Annotated in this window: 24 protein-coding genes; 10 read left to right on the top strand and 14 right to left on the bottom strand. The window is 70.2% G+C overall.

Annotation, left to right across the window (positions count from 1 at the left end; all coding sequences use genetic code 11):
- Positions 1–6: 6 nt before the first annotated feature.
- Positions 7–675 carry a YbaB/EbfC family nucleoid-associated protein gene (locus AB0K15_RS30820; protein ID WP_364058138.1) on the bottom strand — a complete coding sequence of 223 codons (669 nt, stop codon included), beginning with the start codon at positions 673–675 and terminating at the stop codon, positions 7–9.
- A gap of 116 nt (positions 676–791) precedes the next feature.
- Here AB0K15_RS30820 and AB0K15_RS30815 point away from each other — a divergent pair, with 116 nt between their 5' ends.
- The 5 genes from AB0K15_RS30815 to AB0K15_RS30795 all read left to right on the top strand — a co-directional run bounded on the left by AB0K15_RS30815 (position 792) and on the right by AB0K15_RS30795 (position 4,508).
- Entirely contained in the window at positions 792–1,418 is a 627-nt protein-coding gene (locus AB0K15_RS30815; protein WP_364058135.1) for a TetR/AcrR family transcriptional regulator, read from the top strand.
- Between the two features lie 155 nt (positions 1,419–1,573).
- Positions 1,574–2,812, top strand: a complete 1,239-nt coding sequence (locus AB0K15_RS30810) for a cytochrome P450 (RefSeq protein ID WP_364058132.1) — start codon at positions 1,574–1,576, stop codon at positions 2,810–2,812.
- A 24-nt stretch (positions 2,813–2,836) separates the two neighbouring features.
- The gene (locus AB0K15_RS30805; protein WP_285970096.1) at positions 2,837–3,031 is read left to right on the top strand and encodes a ferredoxin; all 195 of its coding nucleotides are present in this window, start codon (positions 2,837–2,839) and stop codon (positions 3,029–3,031) included.
- Between the two features lie 125 nt (positions 3,032–3,156).
- Positions 3,157–3,678 (top strand): hypothetical protein, encoded by a 522-nt coding sequence (locus AB0K15_RS30800; RefSeq protein WP_364058129.1) that lies wholly within the window; start codon positions 3,157–3,159, stop codon positions 3,676–3,678.
- Positions 3,679–3,722: 44 nt separating this feature from the next.
- Positions 3,723–4,508, top strand: a complete 786-nt coding sequence (locus AB0K15_RS30795; protein ID WP_364058126.1) for a TetR/AcrR family transcriptional regulator C-terminal domain-containing protein — start codon at positions 3,723–3,725, stop codon at positions 4,506–4,508.
- 1 nt (position 4,509) lies between these two features.
- Here AB0K15_RS30795 and AB0K15_RS30790 read toward each other — a convergent pair whose 3' ends face one another.
- From AB0K15_RS30790 to AB0K15_RS30760, 7 genes are all read right to left on the bottom strand, one after another.
- Positions 4,510–5,259, bottom strand: coding sequence for a class I SAM-dependent methyltransferase (locus tag AB0K15_RS30790; protein WP_364058123.1), 750 nt, complete (start codon positions 5,257–5,259; stop codon positions 4,510–4,512).
- Between the two features lie 10 nt (positions 5,260–5,269).
- A complete protein-coding gene (locus AB0K15_RS30785) occupies positions 5,270–5,506 on the bottom strand; it encodes a ferrous iron transport protein A (RefSeq protein WP_364058120.1) in 237 nt (78 codons plus the stop codon).
- A complete protein-coding gene (locus tag AB0K15_RS30780; protein ID WP_364058117.1) occupies positions 5,503–5,727 on the bottom strand; it encodes a glutaredoxin domain-containing protein in 225 nt (74 codons plus the stop codon). Before AB0K15_RS30780 ends, AB0K15_RS30785 begins: the two co-directional genes overlap by 4 nt.
- Positions 5,724–7,844 (bottom strand): phage holin family protein, encoded by a 2,121-nt coding sequence (locus AB0K15_RS30775; RefSeq protein ID WP_364058114.1) that lies wholly within the window; start codon positions 7,842–7,844, stop codon positions 5,724–5,726. The genes AB0K15_RS30780 and AB0K15_RS30775 overlap by 4 nt, the downstream gene beginning before the upstream one ends.
- A complete protein-coding gene (locus tag AB0K15_RS30770) occupies positions 7,841–8,434 on the bottom strand; it encodes a VTT domain-containing protein (RefSeq protein WP_364058111.1) in 594 nt (197 codons plus the stop codon). The genes AB0K15_RS30775 and AB0K15_RS30770 overlap by 4 nt, the downstream gene beginning before the upstream one ends.
- Positions 8,431–9,219, bottom strand: a complete 789-nt coding sequence (locus AB0K15_RS30765) for an MBL fold metallo-hydrolase (protein ID WP_364058108.1) — start codon at positions 9,217–9,219, stop codon at positions 8,431–8,433. Before AB0K15_RS30765 ends, AB0K15_RS30770 begins: the two co-directional genes overlap by 4 nt.
- Positions 9,220–9,995: 776 nt before the next feature.
- A complete protein-coding gene (locus AB0K15_RS30760; RefSeq protein WP_364058105.1) occupies positions 9,996–12,230 on the bottom strand; it encodes a family 2 encapsulin nanocompartment cargo protein terpene cyclase in 2,235 nt (744 codons plus the stop codon).
- A 252-nt stretch (positions 12,231–12,482) separates the two neighbouring features.
- Between AB0K15_RS30760 and AB0K15_RS30755 the strand changes: the two genes are divergently transcribed.
- Entirely contained in the window at positions 12,483–12,794 is a 312-nt protein-coding gene (locus AB0K15_RS30755; protein WP_364058102.1) for a GNAT family N-acetyltransferase, read from the top strand.
- Between the two features lie 12 nt (positions 12,795–12,806).
- Here the strand turns inward: AB0K15_RS30755 and AB0K15_RS30750 are convergent, their stop codons facing one another.
- Positions 12,807–13,241 (bottom strand): SRPBCC family protein, encoded by a 435-nt coding sequence (locus AB0K15_RS30750; protein ID WP_364058099.1) that lies wholly within the window; start codon positions 13,239–13,241, stop codon positions 12,807–12,809.
- Positions 13,242–13,514: 273 nt separating this feature from the next.
- Here AB0K15_RS30750 and AB0K15_RS30745 point away from each other — a divergent pair, with 273 nt between their 5' ends.
- From AB0K15_RS30745 to AB0K15_RS30730, 4 genes are all read left to right on the top strand, one after another.
- Entirely contained in the window at positions 13,515–14,531 is a 1,017-nt protein-coding gene (locus AB0K15_RS30745) for a S1 family peptidase (RefSeq protein WP_364058096.1), read from the top strand.
- Between the two features lie 69 nt (positions 14,532–14,600).
- On the top strand, positions 14,601–15,455 hold the full coding sequence (locus AB0K15_RS30740) for a hypothetical protein (protein WP_364058093.1): 855 nt from the start codon (positions 14,601–14,603) through the stop codon (positions 15,453–15,455).
- Between the two features lie 34 nt (positions 15,456–15,489).
- Positions 15,490–16,458: a zinc-binding dehydrogenase gene (locus AB0K15_RS30735; RefSeq protein ID WP_364058090.1), complete on the top strand. Its 969-nt coding sequence runs from the start codon at positions 15,490–15,492 to the stop codon at positions 16,456–16,458.
- A gap of 52 nt (positions 16,459–16,510) precedes the next feature.
- The gene (locus AB0K15_RS30730) at positions 16,511–17,266 is read left to right on the top strand and encodes an SDR family oxidoreductase (RefSeq protein ID WP_364058087.1); all 756 of its coding nucleotides are present in this window, start codon (positions 16,511–16,513) and stop codon (positions 17,264–17,266) included.
- Here the strand turns inward: AB0K15_RS30730 and AB0K15_RS30725 are convergent.
- The 5 genes from AB0K15_RS30725 to AB0K15_RS30705 all read right to left on the bottom strand — a co-directional run bounded on the left by AB0K15_RS30725 (position 17,263) and on the right by AB0K15_RS30705 (position 21,138).
- On the bottom strand, positions 17,263–17,679 hold the full coding sequence (locus AB0K15_RS30725) for a VOC family protein (protein WP_364058085.1): 417 nt from the start codon (positions 17,677–17,679) through the stop codon (positions 17,263–17,265). The two genes, AB0K15_RS30730 and AB0K15_RS30725, sit on opposite strands and share 4 nt — an antisense overlap.
- Before the next feature lie 74 nt (positions 17,680–17,753).
- Complete coding sequence (locus tag AB0K15_RS30720) at positions 17,754–18,170, bottom strand: hypothetical protein (RefSeq protein ID WP_364058082.1); 417 nt, start codon at positions 18,168–18,170, stop codon at positions 17,754–17,756.
- A complete protein-coding gene (locus AB0K15_RS30715; RefSeq protein WP_364058079.1) occupies positions 18,170–18,988 on the bottom strand; it encodes a heavy metal-binding domain-containing protein in 819 nt (272 codons plus the stop codon). Before AB0K15_RS30715 ends, AB0K15_RS30720 begins: the two co-directional genes overlap by 1 nt.
- Before the next feature lie 10 nt (positions 18,989–18,998).
- Positions 18,999–19,799 carry a heavy metal-binding domain-containing protein gene (locus AB0K15_RS30710; protein WP_364058076.1) on the bottom strand — a complete coding sequence of 267 codons (801 nt, stop codon included), beginning with the start codon at positions 19,797–19,799 and terminating at the stop codon, positions 18,999–19,001.
- A gap of 100 nt (positions 19,800–19,899) precedes the next feature.
- Positions 19,900–21,138 (bottom strand): GGDEF domain-containing protein, encoded by a 1,239-nt coding sequence (locus tag AB0K15_RS30705; RefSeq protein ID WP_364058073.1) that lies wholly within the window; start codon positions 21,136–21,138, stop codon positions 19,900–19,902.
- Between the last annotated feature and the right edge of the window lie 1,063 nt (positions 21,139–22,201).

The following is a 22,201-nucleotide window of genomic DNA, read 5'->3' as shown; positions in this document are numbered from 1 at the left end:
CCCTCGTCACCACGGCTGCATCTCGTCGTCGTCGCCGTCCATGCGGCGGCGGTGCGGGCCCGACTGCGGCCTCGGCTGCTGGTCCGGCCGCGGCTGCGGCGGCGCGGGCGGACCCGGCTGCGGAGCCGGCGGAACGGGAGGAGCAGGCGGCATCCGCGGCGGCACGGAAGGAGGCGCCTGCCGTGGCATGGGCGGAACCTGCGGCGGCATTCCGGGCTGCGGCGGCATCCCCCCGACGGGCGGCGTCCGCGGCGGCGCGGGCGGCGGAGTGCGGTCCTCGGCCTCGGGCTCACCGGGCTGGCGCGGCGCGTCCTGCGCCTCGTCCTCCTCGGGTTCCGGTGCGGGCAGGAAGGACCGGACCACGTCCATCATCTCGGTGCCGCCGGCCAGTGGCTCGAGCGCGTCGGCGACCTCGCGCGACACCTGTCGCTGGGCCTTGCCGTAGGTCTCCATGATGGCCGCGGTGAGCTGCGCCCCACCGGACGAACGCAGCGCCCGGTCGTCGATGTGCAGGTTCTTCAGTGCGCCGTTGGGGGTGACGGTGACCGTGACCAGGCCGTCCGACGAGCGGGCCTTGCCTTCGGCCTCAGTGAGCTTTTCTTGCAACGCAACGCTTTTCGCACGCATTTCGTCCACGCGCCGCTGGAAGTCGTCCAGCCACTCCTGCTCGTCCACCGGGAAAAAAATATCGAGATGTCCGGCCTGCCGGGGTGAACCACAGATGACGGGTCGACGACGAAACGAGGCGGCCCATCCGACGCCCGGGCAGGTCAAGCGGTAAGAATGGGCACGTGCCGGAAGAAGTCGAGGTCAGCGCCGGGCGCACCCGGAACAGGTGGGGCGAGGGCGACCGGCTGCGCGGGGAGATCCTCGACGCGGCCAGCCGGCTGCTGTCCGAACTCGGCGGTGAAGACGGTCTGACGATCCGCGGCGTCGCCCGCGCCGTCGGCATCGCGCCGGCGAGCATCTACCAGCACTTCACGGACCGCTCGGCACTCGTCGCGGGCCTGCTCGACTACGAGTTCGCGCGGCTGCGCGCCGCGATGGAAGCGGCCGAGGCGAGCGAAGACCCGGCGGACGTCGTCGGCCGCGTACGCGCGCTGATCCACGCGTACTGCCGCTTCGCCATGGACAACCCCGGCCACCACCGGCTGATGATGGCCAACGGCGCCACCCGCGCGACACCCGACGCGTACCCGAAGGGACCGTTGCCCGACCTCATCGAACTGCTCACGACCGGCTTCGCGCGGTGCGACGCCGCGGGCTTCTCGCTCAGAGTGCCCGCCGAGCGGGCCGGTGTGATCGCGTTCGTCGGCGCCCACGGCCGCGTCGCGCTGTTCCACAACTCGCCCGCGCGGGGCGGTGCCGACTCCGTCATGCCGTTCGTCGACGAGCTCATCTCGCTCGTTTTCGTCTGAGCCCCGGGCGTTTTCTCCCGTTTCCCCCCGGCTGGTCTCGGCCGTCCCGGTGATCTTGTCCACGAAGGTGGCCAACCTTCCACCAGATTGCCTAACATGTGTTCAGTAAGTATCCGAACAATCGTTTGGTAACTCTCCGTAGGAGGGGATTGTCGATGACGGAGGCCCTCTCGTCCTCGTCGCAAGCCGTTTCGGACGCACGTGAGCCCGAGTTCCCGATGTCGCGCGGGCGCTGCCCGTTCGACCCGCCGCCCGAGCTCGAACGGCGGCTGCACGACGAGCCGGTGTCCCGCGTCCGGATCTGGGACGGCAGCGAGCCCTGGCTGTTCACGCGCTACGAAGACGTCCGCGCGCTGCTTCGCGACTCGCGCGTCAGCGCCGACACCGACCTGCCGGGCTACCCGCCGCAGTCGCCGGGCGTCGCGGCGCGGCGCAAGCGCGCCAAGGCGTTCATCAGCATGGACGACCCCGACCACGCCAGTCAGCGGCGGATGCTGACCGCCGACTTCATGGTCAAGAAGGTGGAGCGCCTGCGCCCGCGCATCCAGAAGATCGTCGACGAGCTGATCGACGACATGCTGGCCGGGCCGAAGCCCGCGGACCTCGTGCAGGCCTTCGCGCTGCCCCTGCCGTCGCTGGTGATCTGCGAGCTGCTCGGCGTGCCGTATGAAGACCGCGCGCTGTTCCACCGCCTCAGCAAGGTGCTGATCTCGCAGGAGGCCACGCCGCAGCAGTCGCTGGACGCCGTCGAGGAACTGCTGGCCTACCTCAGCCGGCTGGTGGAGCAGAAGCTGAAGGACCCGGGCGACGACGTGCTGAGCCGGCTCGCGACCGAGCAGGTGGCCGCCGGGACCATGACGGCCGACGACGTCGCGGCGATGGGCCAGCTGCTGCTCGTGGCCGGCCACGAGACCACGGCCAACATGATCGCGCTCGGCACCGTGGCGCTGCTGGAGCACCCGGAGCAGCTCGACCTCGTCCGCGACGGTGACGCGGCGCTGATCGCCAACGCCGTGGAAGAGCTGCTGCGCTACCTCACGATCGTCCACACGGGACGTCGGCGCGTCGCCTTGGCGGACATGGAGATCGCGGGGCAGCGGATCCGCAAGGGCGACGGCCTCATCGCCGCTTCGGACGTCGCCAACCGCGATGCCGAGGCCTTCCCCGACCCGGACAAGCTCGACGTGACGCGCAAGGCCCGCCACCACGTGGCGTTCGGTTACGGCGTGCACCAGTGCCTCGGGCAGCCGCTCGCGCGCGTGGAGCTGCAAGTGGTCTACAGCACGCTCTACCGGCGGATCCCGACGCTCAAGCTGGCGGCGCCGTTGGCGGAGCTGGACTTCAAGCACGACATGCTGGTCTACGGCGTGCACTCGCTGCCGGTGACCTGGTGAAACCCTCGCGAAAGGACTGTTGAGATGAAGGTGGTCATCGACCAGGACCGATGCGTCGGCGCGGGCCAGTGCGTGCTCGCGGCGCCCGAGGTGTTCGACCAGCGCGAGGACGACGGCATCGTCGTGCTGCTCGACGAGAACCCGCCCGAGGAGCTGCACGACCAGGTCCGCGAGGCGGCACAGATCTGTCCCGCGCTGGCGATCGAGCTGGCGGGGTAGTTCCGGTCCATTGTGGAACCGGCCGGGCGCCACACGGTGGTGTGACGCCCGACCGGGGAATGTCGTGGTCGGCGCGGCGCTGGCTAGGGTGACTCGTCCTGGTCGCCGGGGAAGGGAAACCCGCCGTGTCGCTCCGCCGTCTCGTGTCCGTGCTGATCGCCGCGCCGGCCCTGCTCGCGGCGGCCGCCGTGCCCGCCTCGGCGTCCATCGCGCCGATCCCGCCGTCGCCGCTGCGGTGCGCCGCGGTCGGTGACGTCGCGGCCAAGCTGGACTCCCGCGTCGAGGCCATCGTCGCCGAGATGGGCGCCAACCCGAATGCCACGGCGAACCCGGTGGCCACGGCGTTCAACGACGCCACCGCCGGCCTGCCCGCCGCGCCGGCCACCGGCTGCGCCACCGACTCGGCCGCGGCCGACACCGTCGTGCACTCGGTCTTCACCTACGTGCGCGCCGTGAACCGCTTCTCACCCACGCTGACGCCGACGATCAGCCTCGTCGTCGACCCGAGCGTGAGCAACTTCGTGTACGCCGTGCAGACCGCGTCTCCGGGCACCTACACCGACACCTCGCGCGCCATCACGCCGGAAATGCGCGGCGAGCTGCTGCAGGGCAAGTACGTGCTGACGGTCACTGCGCTCGGCTTCTGACCCGGCTTTATGCTGTAAGGAGTCGCCGTCACAGGGGGTTCCTCGTGGTCGTCTTCGCCGGGCAAGGAGACGCCCGCCGCTCGATGGAGCTCCTGTGGCGCAAGGACGTCGCGCCTCGTGGCGGCGGGCCGGGGCCCAAGCCCGGGCTGAGCGTGGACGCCATCGTCGCGGCGGCCGTGGAGATCGCCGACGCCTCGGGAATGGGCGCGCTGTCCATGCGGGCGGTGGGTGAGCGGCTGGGCCGGACGGCGATGGCGCTGTACACCTACGTGCCGGGCAAGACCGAGCTCATCGACCTCATGTACGACCAGACCCTGACCGAGCTGCGCGACGACCACGACCTGTCCGGCGGCTGGCGCCCGGCGGTGGTCGCACTGGCGCGGGAGCTCTGGGACTTCCACCTGCGCCACCCCTGGCTGCTGCAGGTTTCCTACGCCCGGCCGGTGCTGGGGCCGGGGGAGTTCCGCATGCAGCAGCTGGTGTTGCGGGTCCTCTTCGCGACCGGTCTGCCCGCCGCGCGGGTGCGGTGGATCGTCGGCGCCTTGCTCAACACGGTCCGCGGTTCGGTGCAGATCGCCGCCGAATCACGCCAGGTCTCCCGCGAGACCGGACTGTCCGAAGAGGACTGGTGGTCCTCGCGGGCCGCAGTGCTGGGGGAGCTGGTGCCGGACTTGGTTTCGCGGTATCCGCTGGTGGGGCAGCTGGGTTCCGAGCAGTCGTCGGTTCCGTCGGAGGAGCCCTACCTCGAACGAGAGGCCCGGCTGAGCCTGGAGTCGGGCCTGGACCTCCTCCTGGACGGCATCGAGGCGGCTGTCGCCCGGGAGAGCTGATTCAGGGCTTGCGAGCCTCGATCAGGAACCGTGTGGTGGTGGCGACGAAAGGGCCGTCCTGCAGGCGGTCGTGGAGGGCGCGCAGCTGGGGCAGGTAGGCCTCGACCGTGAAGCCCGGGACCATCCAGATCACCTTGCGCAGGAAGTAGATCACCGCACCGACGTCGAAGAACTCGGTGCGCAGTTCTTCGAAGCGCAGGTCGACGACGTGCAGGCCGGCGCGTTCGGCGGCGGCGCGGGCGAGGTCGGGGTGGCGGCCGCCCCGGACGGCAGGTGGCTGCGGGCCCAGGAAGTGTTCCACGAGCTCGAAGACGCTGGCCGGGCCGACTTGCTGCGACAGGTACGTGCCGCCGGGGCGGAGGACGCGGGCGATTTCGGCCCACCACACGGTGACGGGGTGGCGGCTGATGACCAGGTCGAACGAGCCCGCCAGGAACGGCAGGGGCGGCTCGTCGGTGTCGGCGACGACGGTCGCGCCGCGGGGGTGCAGCAAGGCAGCCGCTTTGGCCAGGTTCGGGGGCCACGATTCCGTGGCGACGGTGAGCGGCGGCAACGCGGGAACTCCGGCGAGGACTTCGCCTCCGCCGGTTTGGATGTCCAAAGCGGACTGGACGTGGGCGAGCCGGGTGCCGATCAGGCGTTGGTAGCCCCAGGACGGGCGCTGCTCGCTGGCGCGGCCGTCGAGCCAGGAGAAATCCCAGCCCGCCACGGAAACGGACGTTGCCTCAGCCACCAGCTCGTCGAAAGACACGCACCGATCGTCACAAATCGCCGGGCGGCGGGCCACTCGATTTCGGGCGGCGGCGCGCCGGCGCGGGTGGCACGGGCTTGGCGGCGACCACCGCGTCCAGCGGCACCACCACGAGGCCGCGTCTCGTTTCCACCGTGCAGGAAGAAGAATCGCGGTCCCGCAGCTCCCCGAGGGCGTCGGTGAAGCCGCCCTCGACGCGGTAGCGGACCACGACGCGGGTGCCCAGCGGCAGGTCCAGCAGGATCACAGGCGCGCCGCGAGTTCGTCGTCCGACGGTTCCACCAGGTGGGTGCCGTCGGCGAAGACGATGGTCGGGATGCGGCGCGCGCCTTCCTGCAGGGAGCGCACCAGTTCGTCGGCGGCGGGGTCCGCCTCGACGTCCACGTAGTCGTACGCCACGCCGCGGGAGTCGAGCAGCGCTCGGCTGCGTTTGACGTCCGGGCACCAGCTCGCGCCGTACACGATCATGAAGCCACCTCCGAAACAGCGACCGACGCCGACGAAGCCGGCTCACCGTGGCCCAGGAACGTCAGCCAGTCCTTGAAAACATGGTGCACCGCTTCCGCGCCGACGGGTTCGCCGGGCGCCGGGAACGACCGCGGGTGCAGGATGAAGCCGCGCTGCTGCGGGCCGCCGAGGGCGCCGTGCGACCCGACGTGCCGCTCGAACGGCGACGACTGGTCCGACTCCGGGTCGTAGCGGCTGTTGATCATGATGTCCGCGCAGTGCGGGAACGTGTCGACGCGCTTCACCAGCTCGTCGGCGTACGGGCCGTAGTCCGCCAGCGGGTCCTCGCCGATGACGACGCCCGTCGCGAGGCGCTTCAAGCCGTCGCGCCCGAGGACGACGGGGCCGAACTCCGAGCTGTGCACCAGCATGAACCCGACGCCGTCGTGGTCGACCAGCGTCGGCAGCAGGTCCGGGTACTCGCGCTCGATCGTCTCCAGGTTCACGCGGCCCTCGTGCTCGGTGAACGACACCATCGCGAGGTGCCCGGACACCACGCAGACCACGCCGGGCGCCACGCGCGTGACCTCACCGGGCGAGCCGCTCGTGGTGCGCGGCCGGTTTTCGGCGCACTCGGCGTCTTCGACGCGCGAGCGCAGCCGGCGCGCGATCAGGCCGCCGGTGGTGGTCGCCTCGGCGAGCGCCGCGTTGACCTGCCAGCTCTCGGCCTGCCGGCGTTTGCCGTGCTCGGCCACGGGCGCGCCGCCGCAGAGGCGGCCGACCAGGGCTTCCATGGTCTCGCCGAAGCGGTCGACGAACGCCTGACCCTGGGTCTGGCCGTGGTCCGACAGCCCGACGATGTGGTAGCGCCGCGGCGCGATGCGGCTCGTGCGCAGCAGCCGCGCGAACTGCTGGTCGATCGAGCGCAGTACCTCCAGCGTGTCGAAGCGCTCGATGCCGGAGTGGTGCGCGACCTCGTCGTAGCCGAGGAAGTCCGCGTACACCACGGGCCGGCCCGCGAGCATGTCGCCGATGATCGCGGAGACGACCACGTCGCGCGCGATCACCGTGGTGCCCGGGCGCGCGAGCGGGTAGAAGCCGCCACGCGGGATCCGCGGCACCACGCCGGCGCGGCGCTGCTTGGCGGCCGCGGACAGCTCCCGGAAGACGTCGATGAGGGCGACGCCGAACGTCCGCAGCACGTTGACCGGGTTCGCGAAGTACGCGCGGTAGCCGGCGCCGACGGAGTCGTGGCGCGGGCCGCGGACCTTGCGCGGCACGAGGACCGGGATGGAGCTCATCGTGAGGCTCACGTGCTCGGCGTCGCCGGAGAACAGGTTGCCGTGGCTGGCACCGTCGCCCGCGAGCAGGCCGCGCCCGTTGGTGTGGCGCCGCTCGATCTCGGCGGCGTCGCTCGGGTGCGCGCACGCCATCACGTGGTCGCGGTCCTTCTCGTACCAGCGGAACCCGAGGATGTCGTGGTTGGAGCCGTGGAGGATGCCGCACACGCTGGCGCCGGTTTGCGAGCTCCAGTCGGTGTGCCAGCGCGTGAGCGAATGCGTACCTTCCTGCAGCCACGCGGCGAACGTCGGCATGTCCCCGTCCCGGACGGCGCGGCGCACGGTGTCGTAGCCCAGCCCGTCGATCTGCAGGAAGACGACGCCGGGTGGCTCCTCGGCGAGGTCCGCACCGGGCGCGTGCTTGCGCCGGCGGCGCGCCGCGCGGCGGAAGAAGATCTCGTCCTCGTCCACGGCGAGCGCGCTCGAGATCAGCGCGCCGACGGCCGACATCACCACCGTGATGATCACCGCCGTCCCGAACCCGGACAGCTCGACACCCGGCACGGCCTGCAGGATCGCCAACGTGGCCGCGCCCAGCAGCAGGTACGTGCCCACCCCGAGCGTGAAGTACGCGATCGGCCACGCGACCCGCACGACCCACGGCCACACCACGGACGTGAGCAGCCCGAGGATCAGCGCGCACACGGTGGGCTGCCACCACGACCGCATGCTGAACCCGTCGAGCCACATGTCGAGCAGCCGCAACGCGCCCGTCACCGCGGCCCACACCAGCACCACGCGGGCGACGACCCGGCCGCCGCCCAGCAGGCGTCCCTTCGACGGAGCGGGTGTCGTCACTGATGTCCTCCAGTCCGTTCGGCCGCCCGCGCGCGCAGTTTGCTGATCACCGTCAACAACACGGTCACCAGCAGCACGAGCACGGTGGCCAGCAGCGTGGCGATCAACGGCGAATCGAAGATGCCGCCGCTCAGGATGCCGAGCAGAGAATAGGCAACCGCCCACAACACGCAGGCCACGAGCCCCGCCGGCAGCAGCTTGCGCCACGGGTACCCCAACGTCCCGGCGGCCAGCAGCACCGGGATACGCCCGGCCGGCACCAGCCTGCCGATCACGACCAACTGCCAGCCCCGGCGCGCGAACTGCTCCCGCCCCTTGGCCAGCCGCTCGGCCTGCTGGCGCTTCTCCACCCACCGCAGCAACGGCTCACTCCCGAGCCGGGGCACCGCGAACGTCAGCACGTCCCCGAGATAAGCGCCGGCAATCGCCAGCACGATGACCAACGGCAGCGACAGATGATCCGTCGTCGTCGCGACGGCCGCCGCCGCCCCGACGAGCGCTCCCGTCGGCACGATCGGGATCACCGACCCCAGCAGGACCCCGCCGAACAGCGCCGGGTAGCCGATCGCCGACGGGTCCGCCCAGTTCACGCCCGTTCCTCGGGGGCGGGCAAGGTCACTTCGGCGCCGGGCCGCGTGATCAGGACGTCCGTCGGCAGGCCCGCTTCGACCACGTGCTCGGCGAACGTCTCCGGCGGTTCCACGAGGAGCTTCCTCATCTGCTTCGTCAGGTGGATCCCGGGCACGGCCAACGTGCCCCAATGGACCGGCACAACCGCCGCGGCCTTCACCAGCCCCGCCGCGACGGCGGCCCGCTCGGGCGTGAGGTGCCCGGGGCCGAGGTTGGGGCCCCAGCCCCACACGGGGAGCAGCGCCACGTCCACTGGGCCGAGTTGCTTCATACCTTCGAAGAGGTCCGTGTCTCCGGCCGAGTAGACGCTGGTGCCGCCCGCTTCGAGCAGGTGCCCGAGCGCTGGGCTCTGCGGCCCATGGGTGAGCCGCGGTCCCCAACGGTGCCCGGAGTGGACGGCCTCCGTCGCGGTGATCCGAAGGTCGCCGTCGCGAATAGTTTCCCCAGGCGCGATCTCTTCGACATTGCGGACTCCACGCTTCCCCAACCACGCGCCCGCACCCCTCGGCACGACGATCCGCGCCTCGCCGAGCATCCGGAGCGAGGGAAGGTGCAGGTGGTCGCCATGCAGGTGAGAGACCAGGACCGTGTCCACTCCTGCCCAAGCCGACGAGTCGGGCAGCGGGACCACCCGCGTCAACGGCCCCACCCGCTTCGTGAGCACCGGGTCCGTCAGCACCACCCGCCCACCGAGCTCCACTCGCGTCGTCGCGTGGCCGAGGAAGTGCAGGTTCAAGCCTCTCACGCCTCGAGTATCACCTGATGAGGGCGAAAACGCCCGGAGGAGTGGCGGGTTGCACCCTGATCGGGTTGACCTTGGGCACCCCTACCACCTGGCGGACGCGGCTCGACCACCTGCGAAGACCCCCGGAGGGACGGGGCCCCGATTCGGCCAACGATCACCTTCCCACCGTCACGCAACCCGACCATTCAGTGGACGCATCGGCCCGGCGGCCAGCCATCTGCGCAGTGGTCACCGATCGGCAGACACGATTCCCAACCCGACCATTCAGTGGACGCATCGGCCCGGCGGCCAGCCATCTGCGCAGTGGTCACCGATCGGCAGACACGATTCCCAACCCAACCCCCCCAACAAAGCCGTCGGTTTCTCCGGCTAACCTTCCCCCGGCCGGCCCCCGGCGAAGCACTTTCTTCTACGGGACTTGCTTTGTGTCAAGGTACTCTTTCCAGCCTTGACACAAAGCAAGTCCCGTAGAACCATTGAGCGCAGCGGGGGCTAGCCATCTGCATCTTATTTTGATCTTTAATCTTTAAAGATCAAAAGACAAAAACATGACCCAGGAATGACTCCCCGAAGTTTCAATTGTCACGAAGGCTCGGGGTAGCTTGTCAAGGCGGGAAAGAGTACCTTGACAAGCTACCCCGAGCCGTGTGGGTTCACCTTCGTCGGGACCGGCCGGGGAAGGGTCGGGGGGCTGGTTGAAGAGAAGCCAGGTTGGGTAGACCCGCTGTCCGCCAGGGAGATGGGTTTGACCGGCGGAAAGTGGGGGTTCGGCGCGGTTACCTGGCGGCCGGGAGGATGGACGAGATGCGCAGTGCGCCTGTCCCGAGCCCTGTCGGGCCTGTCGAGAAGGCAGGTGTGGCGGGTGCATCTTCCGGCATGCCGGGGCGGCGGCGGATTTCCTCTTCCGTGTACCTGGCGCAATCCTCGTGCCAGTTCAGGATTCCCGCCATCCAGTCCTTCAACTCATCCGCGTAGGCCGTTAGTGCGGCGCGGACGTCGTCGTCGAGGGAGAAGTCCGAGAACAGGCCTGGCAGGCCGACCTCGACGGCGTGTTCGAATTCTTTCATTCGGGCGGTCATGAGGTCGTTGACGATCTCGAATGCCGTTTGCTCGTCCACATCCAGGAAGTTGCGTACCACCAGCACCGAGTTGTGGAGCTCGCCCTCGTACTGGATCTCCTTCTTGTACGAGAAAACATCGTTCAGCAGGCACGCGTAGTCCATGGCCGAGTGTTCGATGGCCTGAATCGTCCGGGTGCGGTAGATCTCCGGTGGTACCGAGCGCCCGTGGGAAATGCGGGACAGGCTCATGGTCAGGTCCGAGCCGAAGGTCTTGCGCCGCATCTCGACGTAGTCGATCGGGTCCGGGATTCGGTTCTCGGCCTGGTTGGCCAGTTCCCAGAGCCAGCTTTCGCACATGTCGACGACTGACTTGCGGAAGGCGCGGCGCGCTTCCGGGCTCATCGGGCCGGCGGTCCGCAGCCAGAGGTCGGCGAGGCCGGTCTCCAGTGAGCCCTCGGGGACGGGCATGGGCTCGTCCTCCAGGGGCATGAAGAGCTTGAAGCGTTCCGTCGCGACCTTCGCCGCAGCGAGGTTCCGGGTGGCGCCGAAGACCACCGGGTAATAGTCGTCCCCGTAAGTGCCCCAGGCCAGCCAAGCGCTGGTCAGGTCCAGTTGCTCGGGGGAAGCGTCCGGGTGGATGCCGGCCGAGCACAGGGGGAGGTCCATGGCCCGCATCTTGTGCTCGTCCCAGACCACGCCGTCGAGGAAGCCCATGGAGGTGCACCACTCGGCCAGGTGGTCGCGGGCGGCGGCCAGGTGGGGGCTCAGGCGGAGGTCGAACGGCATGTAGATCTCGGGCCGGACGATGGGGCCCACGATCTCGTGCGGCTGGTGGGAGAAGGACCGCAAACGCCGGGGTGCGGTGGCCACCAGCGAGGAGAAGATCCGTGCGGCCGAGGTGCCCAAACCCGTGGGGCCGCCCAGCAACTCGGGGCCGCCGCGGGAGTCGAGGGCGCCTTCGTTCATGTAGCGGCTGGAACGCAGGTGCCATTCGTGGCCGCCGGACTGCCAGTCCTGCAGGCCCTTGACGTAGGCGAAGGTCTCGGCGCGGCCGGACGGATCGACGGCGTGCTCGTCGAAGAGGGCCGGCACCTCGGTGAGGGCGGTGTGTTCGAACTGGTGCAGCCGGGACGTGAGGAGGTCGTTGACGGCGTCGGCGGCTTCCTGGGTGGTGCAGCCGAGGAACTTCTCGAACACCAACACGCCGTTGGAGAGCTCGCCTTCGTCTTCGACCTCGCGCTGGTAAGAAAACAGGTCATTGCGGAGGTGGACGGCGTCGGCGAAGCAGTCGCGCAGGACTTCCATGGGACGGGAGGCGGCGATGGCGTCGGGCACTTCGGCGTGGACCGAGTGTTCGATGAGGTTCGCGGACCAGGGCGCGCCGCCGACCTTGCGGCGCATCTCGATGTACTCGATGGGGTTGGAGACGCGGCCCTCGTTGATGTTGGCGAGTTCCCACAGGGATTCGTCGAGCAGGTTGCGCGTGCTTTCGACGAACCGGCGGCGCCAGCCCTCCGAACGGTGCGGGACGGTGCGGTTCCACAGATCCTCGAGCCCGCGCTCCACGGGGTTCTCCGCGGTCGCCGTGATGGCGCCCGTGACCGGCATGAACAGGGCGATGCGGTCGAGGTAGGCGCGGGCGCTGTCGATGTCGCCGGTGCGCTTGAACAGCTCCAGGAAGTGGTCGTCGAAGTAGAAGACCCAGACGTACCAGTCGGTGATGAGGTCGAGCTCTGTCGCTCCGGCGTCCGGGTGGGTGTAGGCGCACAGGAGCGCGTAGTCGTGGGAGTCGAAGTCGTGCTCGTCCCAGATCACGGTGCCGTGCTGGGGGACGTCGATCATGTCCATCGTGTACGCCCACGCCTTGCTGTGCTCCCGCGCACCGTCGAGGTGCGGGTTCAGCCGGGCCGGGTAGGGCATGTAGAACTCGGGCAGAGCGAACGGCTGCACAGCGCGGTCCTGGCCTTCCCAGTGGTGGTCACCGACCCAGAGAATCAACCAAACGCGCCCGGCGCCCCGGAAGGTCCGCGCGGGCGTTCCACCCGATCGCCCGCACCGTGTCGCCCGGGCGGCCCAGCCCGGATCACGCCTGAGTCGTTTCCCGGGCCGCCGCGTCATTCTTCGGTGAAGATCAACGCACGCCGGGAAGTACGGCAGGCTGTCCGGCGTTCACCACAATGTCCAGACTTCGAGGAGCGACGAATGAGCGATGAGATCCGCGTGGTCCGCAACGACGAGAAGCACCGTTACGAGGTGTACGCGGACGACCAGCTGGCCGGATTCACGCAGTACCTCCTGCGCGGCGACCAGACGGTGTTCACCCACACCGAGATCGACAAGGCCTTCGGCGGCCGCGGCCTCGGCACCACGCTGGCCACCTACGCGCTCGACGACGTCGTGGCCAACGGCGGGGTGATCGTGCCGGTTTGCCCGTTCATCGCGGCGTTCCTGCGCAAGCACACCGGTTACGAGGACCACGTCCAGTGGCCGGAAGGGACTTCCGCCGCGCAGTAGTCCTTTGTGGACTCAGCCGAGCCGCTCGGCGAGGACGCCCGCGCGGGCGAGCTGCACCGCGCGGGCTCGTGAAGCGGCGAAGCGAAGCAGGCCCGGTGGCGTGTGCAGCCGCAGCGTGTCCGTGACGCGCGTGCCGCCGCCGTCGGGCTCGAGGTCGAACCGGTAACCCATCCGCACGCCGCCGGGCGACACCACGTCGCCGTGCACGGCCGCCGAGCCGGTGGTGCGGAGCGTGACGACGATCGGGTTGTCGTGGCGCAGGAAACCGAAGAAGCGGAACCGCTCCACCGCGGTGTACCGCGTCAGCCCCTCTTCCCTCGCGACATCGCGCACCTCCACCACCAGTGGTGACAAGCCGACGTAGTTCGACGGCTCCGCCAGGTGGGCGACGACGTCCGCGGGCGGTGCGGCCACGGTGAACGTGTGGCTCAGCTCGGTGTCGGGCACGGGCCGACCTTAACCGGAAGTCCCGCCCCGTGATTGCCTCGTGGCGCCCAGCGGGTAACCCATCCCAGTGAACGGTGCGGTCGCACGGCTGTTCGGCCTAGCGGACCTGCGCCGAACGGGCGTGGGCAGTCCGTTTTGCCCGGATGAATTGGTTATTAACCAACCTTCGTCGGTAGTGCGTTGGTTGCCTGGCAACAAAAGTGTGAGGAGTCCCACCGTGGTCGCGCGAGCCGTTCGCGCAGGATCCGTCCAGCTCAACTGGAGGAAGATTCGATGACTTCCCGGAAAACGTTCGTCGCCGGTTTCACCGTGTTCTCGGCGGCGGCGCTCACCGCCGGCCTTTGCGTGAACGCCGCTTCGGCCAGCCCGCTCGCCTTCGCGCAGATGCAGGCCCAGGCCATCACCCAGGCGACGCAGGTCGTCGACAGCCTCGGCCTGTCGGGCGGTGGCATCTACCTCGACAACGGCAAGGCCATCGTCAACGTCACCGATGCGGCCGCCCAGCAGAAGGCCGAGGCCGCCGGCTTCGCCACGAAGCTGGTGAAGCACAGCTTCGCCGCGCTGACCAACGCCAAGAACTCCCTCGACGCCGTGAAGAACGTGCCGCAGACCGCGTGGGGCATCGACACCAAGAACAACCAGGTCGTCGTGAAGATCTACGACGCGGCCTCGAAGGCCACCGTCGACAAGGTCACCGCGGCCGCCGCGAAGCTGGGCGACTCCGCCCGCATCGAGCACCGCGCCGGCAAGCTGTCGACCTACATCGCCGACGGCGACTCGATCAACAACGGCCAGTTCACCTGCTCGCTGGGCTTCAACGTCACCCGTGGCGGCGAGCCGATGATGCTCACGGCCGGCCACTGCACCAACGAGGGCGGCACCTGGTCGGGCGGCGACGTCTCCGGCGCCCGCGTGGTGGAGAGCGACTGCCCGGGTGCGGACTCCGGTCTGCTGACCCGCCCGAACGGCTCGGGTGACGGCGCCATCAACACCGGCCAGACCATCAGCAGCGCCGGGACGCCGACCGTCGGCGAGCAGATCCAGAAGCAGGGCCAGACCACCGGCGGCGGCAGCGGCGAGGTCACCTCGGTCGACGAGTCCGTGAACTTCGACGTCGGCGTGCTCAACCACGAGTTCGGCACCACCGCGCACACCGACCACGGTGACTCGGGCGGCCCGGCGTACGACGGCTCGAAGGGCCTCGGCACCCTGTCCGGCGGCGACACCGTGACCAGCTACTTCTACCCGCTCACCCTCGAGCTGCAGTCCTACGGGCTCGAGCTCGCCTGACAACCGCTCTGCGGAAGGCCCCTCCACTCATCGGGTGGAGGGGCCCTCCGCGTGCGTACGCTGACCGCCATGGAGCCGAATTCGAGCCTGGCCAGGCGGTTCTGGGTCGCGCTGGAGCCGCTGCACGCCATCGTCTACTTCGCGCCCGAGCCTTCCGCCGCGGCGAAGGAAGCGGGGTTGCGGGGCTGGTGGATGGGCTACTTCGCGGGCCGCGCGGCGCCGCTGGGCCCGATCGGCCCGGGGCCGGTCACGTCGATGTTCTACGGCTTCGCGCCCGCGATGGTCGCGCGCGCCCTGCCCGACGCGTGGACGTTCGCGAAGCCGGAAGACGTGCTCCAGAGCCGGATTCTCGCGGTGGAAGCCGCTTTGGCGCGGTTGCTGCCGCCGGGTTCCGCGGTCGACGAACTGACCGGGCTGCTCGAACGCGCCGTCGCCGGCTGCCGGTTCGACGGCCGTCCGCTCGCCGCCGCGTGGGCCTCGGCCGACCGTCCCGACCGTCCGCTCGCCCACCTCTGGCTCGCCACCTGCGCCCTGCGGGAACACCGCGGCGACGGCCACGTGCTCGCCGGCGTCTCCGCCGGGCTGTCCGGCCTCGACGCGAGCCTCACCCACATCGCCGCCGGCGCCACGACCCGCGAGATCGTCCAACGCGCCCGTGGCTGGACCGACGAGGAATGGGCCGGCTCGACGGCCCGCCTGCTTTCCCGCGGCCTGCTCGACTCCGCCGGCCGCCTCACGGCGAGCGGTGCCGCCGTCCGCCGTGACGTCGAGGAGATGACCGACCGCCTGGCCACCGACCCGCTCGACGCACTCGGCCCGGACGCCGTGGATCGCGTGCTGGAGCTGGCCGAACCCCTCAGCCGCGCGATCGTCGACGCGGGCGGCCTGCCGATCCCGAACCCGATGGGCGCCGTCCGGCCGTGAGAACCGGGGCCTCAGCGCTGGTAGCTTCGCCTGAGTGAAGGCTGCGTTCGTCGAGAAGCCCGGCCCGGTCGAGGAAATCCGCTTCGGCGAGCTCCCCGATCCCGTGCCGGCGCTCGGTGAGGTGCTCGTCGACGTCGTCGCGAGCAGCGTGAATCCCGTGGACACGTTCGTGCGCAACGGGATGTGGCCGGTGCCGGGGCCGTGGCCGCTCGTGCTGGGGCGCGATTTCGTCGGCCACGTCGTGGACTCGGCGAACGGGTTCGCGGCCGGGGAAACGGTGTGGGGCAACAGCCTCGGGCACGGCGGACGGCAGGGTGCGGCGGCCGAGCGCGTTGCCGTCGCGGCGGATCGGTTGTACCGGCTGCCCGCGGGAGTGGATCCGTTCGACGCGGTCGCCGCGGTGCACCCCGCGGCCACGGCGTACCTGGCGTTGTTCACGCACGGTGGGCTGCGGGCCGGGCAGACCGTGCTGGTCGTCGGTGGCGGTGGCAACGTCGGGACCGCGTTGATCGAGCTCGCCGCCGCGGCGGGTGCGCGCGTGGTGGCGACGGCGTCGGTGGCGGATCTGGACCACTGCGTGACTCGCGGTGCCGATGTGGCGCTGGACTACCGCAAGACCGAGCTGCCGGACGGCATCGACCTCTACGTGGACACCTCCGGCACCAACGACCTCGAATCCGCCGTGGCGCACCTGGCGTTCCGCGGCCGGATCGTGCTGCTCGCGGGGCCGCGCAGCCGGCCGGTGCTGCCCGCCGGCGAGTTGTACCTGAACGACCAGTCCGTGGTCGGGTTCGTCATCTCCCGGGCGACGGCCGCCGAACTGGCCGACGCGGCGGCGGCGCTGAACGAGCGCTTCGCCGCCGGTGGCCTGCGCCCGCGCGCGGTGGAGCGGGTGCCGCTCGCCGAAGCCGCCGACGCGCACGGCCGCATGGAACGTGGTGAGCTGCACGGGCGCCGGATCGTGCTCGTCGTGCGAAACGTCGGAGATCCTGTCGATTCCTGAGCACCTCGTTCGACGCACGGGTGGAAGCAGAAGCCCGACGAACGGAGAGCCCATGCTGCTCGAAGGAAAGAACGCAGTGGTCTACGGCGGTGGCGGAGCGATCGGCGGCGCCATCGCGCGCGCGTTCGCCGAGGAGGGCGCACGCGTCTTCCTCGCCGGCCGCACCCGCGCCAAGCTCGACAAGGTCGCCGACGAGATCCGCGCGGCGGGCGGGCGCGCCGAGGTCGAAGAGCTCGACGTCCTGGACGAGCAGGCCGTCGACGAGCACGCCGACGCCGTGGTCGCGGCCGGCGGCAGCCTCGACATCTCGGTCAACGCCATCACCCACGGCGACGTGCAGGGCACCCCGCTGCTGGACATGTCCCTGGCCGACTACGAACAACCCGTCGTCACCGCCGTGCGCACGACGTTCCTCACCATGCGCGCGGCCGGCCGCCACATGAAGCGCCAGGGCGGCGGCGTTGTGCTCGTCTTCGGCGGTGACGGGGACCCCGTGCGCACCCATCCGGTCGGCGGCCTGCAGGTGGCGTTCGCCGCGCTCGAGGCCATGCGCCGGCAGCTCGCCGCGGAGCTGGGCGGCTACGGCGTCCGCACCGTCACCCTGCGGTCCGGTGGCGTGCCCGAATCGCTCCCCGCGGATTTCGCGCACGCCGAGCTGGTCACGGACGAGATCGCGAAGACCACCATGCTCGGCCGGCCCGCGACGCTCGCGGACGTCGGCGCGGTGGCCGCGTTCGTGGCCTCCGATCGCGCCCGCACCATGACCGCCGCGACGGCCAACATCAGCTGCGGCGCACTCGTGGATTAGCCCTTGCCCCGTGCCGAGATCTGCTGCACGGCCCAGGCGTTGCCGTCGGGGTCGGAGAAGTGGAAGAAGCCGATGTTGTCGAGGTCCTCGGGCCGGCCCGTGGCCGGGTCGGGCCCGAGGAGCTGGATCTCGCTGACGTCGACGCCGCCCGCGAGCAGCGTCTCGCGGGCGCGCGGCAGGTCGGCGACCACGAGCTGCAGGCCCTTGAGTGAGCCGGGCGGCATCGGGGGCACCACGCCCTCGCCGACGACGATCGAGCACCCGGAGCCCTGCGGGGTCAGCTGCACGACGCGGGCGTTGGGCCCGACCACGGTGTCGTGGTCGACGTTGAAGCCGCACTGCTCGGCGTAGAACGTCTTGGCGCGGTCCACATCGGACACGGGAACGATGACGACCTCGAGTGTCCAGTCCATCCCCGAGTTCTAATCGGGCAAACCAGGCGGGTCAAGGTTCGGCGGTTCAACCACGCCGGTCACAAAGGCCGGGGTCAGCTGCCGAGGAATCGAGCCAGCGCTTCGCGCGCCTTCGCGTCCCGGGAAGCCAGCGCCTGCAGCTCCTCGGCGAGTACCGTCACCCACTCCTCGACGTCGGTGTCCCGGCGGCTGATCACGACCCCGCGCACCACCTGGCGAATCTCGCCCGTGACCCCGCCGGACCGCCCGGCCGTGAGCACGAGCAGCTGGTGCGGCGTCGACACGCGCACCTCCACCGGCTGCCCGAGCCGCCCTGCCACGCGGTCGGCGAAGCTGCGCCGGCGGTCGATCTCGACCATGCCCGGCGGGAGGGCGTCGCCGAGGGTCTCGGACAGCACGCGCGTGTAGGACTCGACGTCGGCGCGATCGGCGCGCAGGGCGGCCACCAGGAGGTGGAACTCGCCGGCCGGGCCGAGCTCTGACCCGGACATCAGTCGGTGAGGGGCAGCACGAGCTGCGGTTTGGTGATGCGGTGGTCGGGGCGCAGTGGCTTCACGGCGGTGCCGATGGCGAAGAACTCCGTCGTGTGCCCGCCCCATCGATGCGGCAGTGACAGCAACTGCACCCCCACGATGCCTTCGGCGTGCAGCTGCTCGGCCTCGGCCTGCATGCGTGACATCGCCAGCTCACGCGCGTCGTAGAGGGCCTCGGTGTACTGCGGGATCTCCACGTTCTGCCCGATGTTGCTCATCGCCTGGCGGAAGCGCTGGTGCGCGATGTGGTAGACGCACGTGCCCATCACCATGCCCAGCGGCGCGTACCCAGCCTGCACGAGCGTCCAGAAGTCCTGGCCGGACAGGTCGGACGTGAACGGCTTGCCGGTGTTGTTGCGCCACTCGCCGGGTTCGTCGGCCTTCACGGCGGTGCCCACGGCGATGAACTCCGCCAGGTCGCTGCCGAACTCCTTGAACTCGATCTCCAGGCGAACGGCGACGATCCCGTCGGCGCCCAGCAGGTCGGCCTCGGTCTCCATGCGCGTCATCGCGAGCTCGCGCGCGTGGTACATCGCGGCCGACAGGCGGTCCATCTCCTGGTTCTTGCTCCAGCGTCCCATTTGGAACCCGACGTGGTAGATGCTCGACCCGAGCACCAGGCCCAGCGGGCGGAAGCCGGCCTCGCGCACGAGCAGGAACTCATTCACGCTCAAGTCGGACGTGAACAGGCTCGTCGCCTGCCCCGGCCGCATCTCGGCGAGCCGGCGCATCGCATCCTCGGGGATGTGCTGCGCGGCGGGGTCCGTGGTCGTCACAGGGCCTCCTTCAAACTCGGTTGAGCGGCAGGATGGTGAGCGCGGACGTGGGCGCGGCGTCGCCGCTGTGGAACCGGGCGATGGCGGTGCCGAACACGCTCGCCACCCCGGCCACGGCCACCTCGCCCAGCTGCCACGTGTCGAGCGACATCCGCGACACGATCGCCCCGTCGGCGCCGGTGGTCTGCACGGTCTTGCGGAACTGGCTGCGCGCGTCGGCCCGCACCTCGGTGACGAGCCGGGTGTGGGCGTCGACCTCGACGTTCCCGGCCCACATCGTGGTCTGGTACTGCATGTTGTAGTCGAACGTGGTGTGCGCCGAGATGCCGATCGCGACGGCCGCGGGCACCCAGCCGGCCTGCATCAGCTTGCCGACGTCCTGGCCCGGCAGCTCGGTGGTGAACAGGCGCCCGGGGCGTTGCCGCGTCTCGGCGCGCACCGCCGTGCCGAGCGCCACGAACTCCTGCATGGTCTCGTCGAGCCGCGTGACGGACGTGGTGATGCCGAGGACCCCGTCCGCTCCGATCGCCTCGGCCTCCAGCCGCAGCCGGTCCAGCGCGATGCGGTAACCCTGGCGGAGCGCGTCGGCGTAGATGGCGGCCTGCTGGTTGGGCGTGATGCCGAAGCCGGAGGTCCAGCCGAGGCGCTCGACGACGCACCCCATGACCTCCCCCACGGGGGTGAATCCGGCGACTTCCGCGCCGACCGCGCCGGGGACGCTCAGCAACGAGGTGCGCAGGCCGGACGAAGCGAACCGGTCGACGCGCGCCCGCGCGACCGGCGGCAGTCCACGGCCATCCCAGTCGGGCACTCGGACCTCCTCGCGGGCCTCGGCGCGGCCCTCAGCGTCCATCGTGGCACGCGGGGCAGGCGAAGTCGGAACGAGAAGGCGGGGTTGTCCGGAACGTCCTTCAGTGTGTGGCGAGCTCCACGCGGTTGCGGCCCGCCTGCTTCGCCCGGTAGAGGGCGGTGTCGGTGGCGACCAGCACGTCGTCGACGCCCGTGAGGTGCTCGGCCGGGTACAGCGCGCAGCCGATCGACACGGTCAGGTCGCTGATCACCGTGTCGCGCTCGGGCAGGGGCACGACGACCTGCGGGATGCGCCGGCGGATGCGGTCGGCGAGCTGGCCGAGGTGCTCCATCGTCGGCACGTTGGGCAGCACGATCGCGAACTCCTCACCGCCCCAGCGGCCGCAGATGTCCTGGTCGCGCACCTCGCTGCGCAGCGCGACGGCGATCTCGCGCAGCACGACGTCGCCCGTCGGGTGGCCGTAGGTGTCGTTGATGGCCTTGAAGTGGTCGAGGTCGAGCAGCAGCACGCCGACGGTCCCGTTGCCCGTGCGGGCCCGCTCGAGGTACTGCTCGGCCAGCGTGCGCCACCAGCGCTTGGTGGCCAGGCCCGTGGTCACGTCGGTGCGCGCGTCGCGCTGGAACTGCGCGAGCAGCAGGCCGCGGTGCAGCGCCACCAGCGCCACGACCACGCCGGTGAGCACCAGCGGGTTGGCCAGCAGGAGCAGCGCCGCGGTGACCAGGCCGAGGCCGATCGCACCGGCTTCCAGCAGCTGGTCGCCGAAGCCGGAGAACAGGTCCGACAGCGAGCGCGGCGGGCTCGAGAGCGCGATGGCCACCATCACCAGCGCCGTGTTGATGGCCCAGCGCAGGGCGGCCGCGAAGATGATGACGACCAGGTCGGTGAGGCCGGGCAGGAAGCCCGCCGCCGGCACGCCGGGGTAGTGGTGCATGCCCAGCGCGAGCACGGCGACCGCCGCCTGCGTGCCGCACAGCACCGACGCGGCGGAGAAGATCCAGCGGTGGGGGAGCACGGGCCGTTCGCGCGGCCAGACGCGCCACCACGCCACCGCGTACGTGAACACGACCATCGCCGTGGCCAGCACGGCCGGCAGCGCCACCACCGCCGCGATGCTCCACACGGCCTTGGTGTCGACGTACGCGACCGTCGGCGCGCGGTTGTACTCGCGCTGGCGCTCGATGTGGCGCGTGGCCTCGATGGCGGCGGCCGCGCACACGGCCAGCACGCCGAAGCGGATCAGGTCCTGCTGGTGCACCGGCACGAGCCACGCCGTGCTCACCGACGCCAGGATCGCCAGGAAGTTGACGAGGAGCACATAAATGCGGACATACGAGGGCAACCGCCAAAGGCGCCAGCCCGTGAACCATCCGGCAGACCGGTTTGCTCGTCCGCGCACTCTTCACCTCACCCGGTTGGCTTCTACCGTAAACGACGGGGCGCGCCGTGTGCCGCCCGTGGTCCGGACTATGGGACCTGGCCGGGGAATTTCGCCCGGACAGCCCAGCGCCCGGCCCGCGCGAAGGGGAGGTGACCACTGAGCGTAGTGGTGGCCCGACACGATTCCTTGGCGTACCTGGGAATCCGCGGTCTCCGGCCACTGAAGCCACTGACGTGCGACAACCACGATCGGTGACCGGCGGGCTCCGCGAAACCGCCGGTCGGCGCGGCCCTGGCGGGGAGGTGACGACGGTGCGCGACAACAACTGGACGATCTCGGCTTGAGTGGTCTGGACCGTTGAGCTCGACCTGAGGTCGAGAGTTGCGGGTGTTTTCGGTGCGGTCTGTGGGAGGAGGTGTCCACGGTGCAGGACAACAACTGGTGAGTGCCGAACTGTTGGCGAACTGCGACGCGGAAAGGAGGTCCGGCGATGCGGGACAACAACTGGTGACGGCCGAAGTCCGCTGAACAGCCGAGGTGAAAGGGGGTAGAGCCGTGCGTGACAACAACTGGTGACCGACGAGCTCGGCGAAGCGCCGGCAGGGAAGGAGGTTTCGGAGATGCGTGACAACAACTGGGCCCGCTGAGGCCCTGCTGAGGTCCTGAGGTCAGACCAACGAACACGGCGAGCGGGAGAGGAGCAGCAGGTGCGTGACAACAACTGGACTCGCTGAGGCGAGTGGTCAACGTCCGTGACGAGTCGAGAGGAGCGCCAGGTGCGCGACAACAACTGGACCTGCTGAACCCCGCCGGCGACCCCGACGAGCCCGAGAGGAGAAGCCCGTGCGTGACAACAACTGGACCCGCTGAACCCCGCCCGCAACCGCGACGACCCCGACCAGCCGAGAGGAGCGCCAGGTGCGCGACAACAACTGGACTTGCTGAGACGAAGCCCGGCGGACACCCGACGAGGGGGTGAAAGGCATGCGTGACAACAACTGGACGTGAGTCCTGCCCGCGAGAG

The sequence above is a fragment of the Amycolatopsis sp. NPDC049253 genome (assembly GCF_040678995.1).
In the GTDB taxonomy this organism is placed as follows: domain Bacteria; phylum Actinomycetota; class Actinomycetes; order Mycobacteriales; family Pseudonocardiaceae; genus Amycolatopsis.
This window is presented reverse-complemented; position numbering and strand designations above follow the sequence as displayed.

Bases quoted from the DNA above. Each gene is read 5' to 3' on its own strand.
- AB0K15_RS30745 (WP_364058096.1), top strand. From the start codon at position 13,515: ATGACTTCCCGGAAAACGTTCGTCGCCGGTTTCACCGTGTTCTCGGCG.
- AB0K15_RS30810 (WP_364058132.1), top strand. From the start codon at position 1,574: ATGACGGAGGCCCTCTCGTCCTCGTCGCAAGCCGTTTCGGACGCACGT.
- AB0K15_RS30755 (WP_364058102.1), top strand. From the start codon at position 12,483: ATGAGCGATGAGATCCGCGTGGTCCGCAACGACGAGAAGCACCGTTAC.
- AB0K15_RS30725 (WP_364058085.1), bottom strand. From the start codon at position 17,679: ATGGACTGGACACTCGAGGTCGTCATCGTTCCCGTGTCCGATGTGGAC.
- AB0K15_RS30730 (WP_364058087.1), top strand. From the start codon at position 16,511: ATGCTGCTCGAAGGAAAGAACGCAGTGGTCTACGGCGGTGGCGGAGCG.
- AB0K15_RS30805 (WP_285970096.1), top strand. From the start codon at position 2,837: ATGAAGGTGGTCATCGACCAGGACCGATGCGTCGGCGCGGGCCAGTGC.
- AB0K15_RS30720 (WP_364058082.1), bottom strand. From the start codon at position 18,170: ATGTCCGGGTCAGAGCTCGGCCCGGCCGGCGAGTTCCACCTCCTGGTG.
- AB0K15_RS30780 (WP_364058117.1), bottom strand. From the start codon at position 5,727: ATGATCGTGTACGGCGCGAGCTGGTGCCCGGACGTCAAACGCAGCCGA.
- AB0K15_RS30740 (WP_364058093.1), top strand. From the start codon at position 14,601: ATGGAGCCGAATTCGAGCCTGGCCAGGCGGTTCTGGGTCGCGCTGGAG.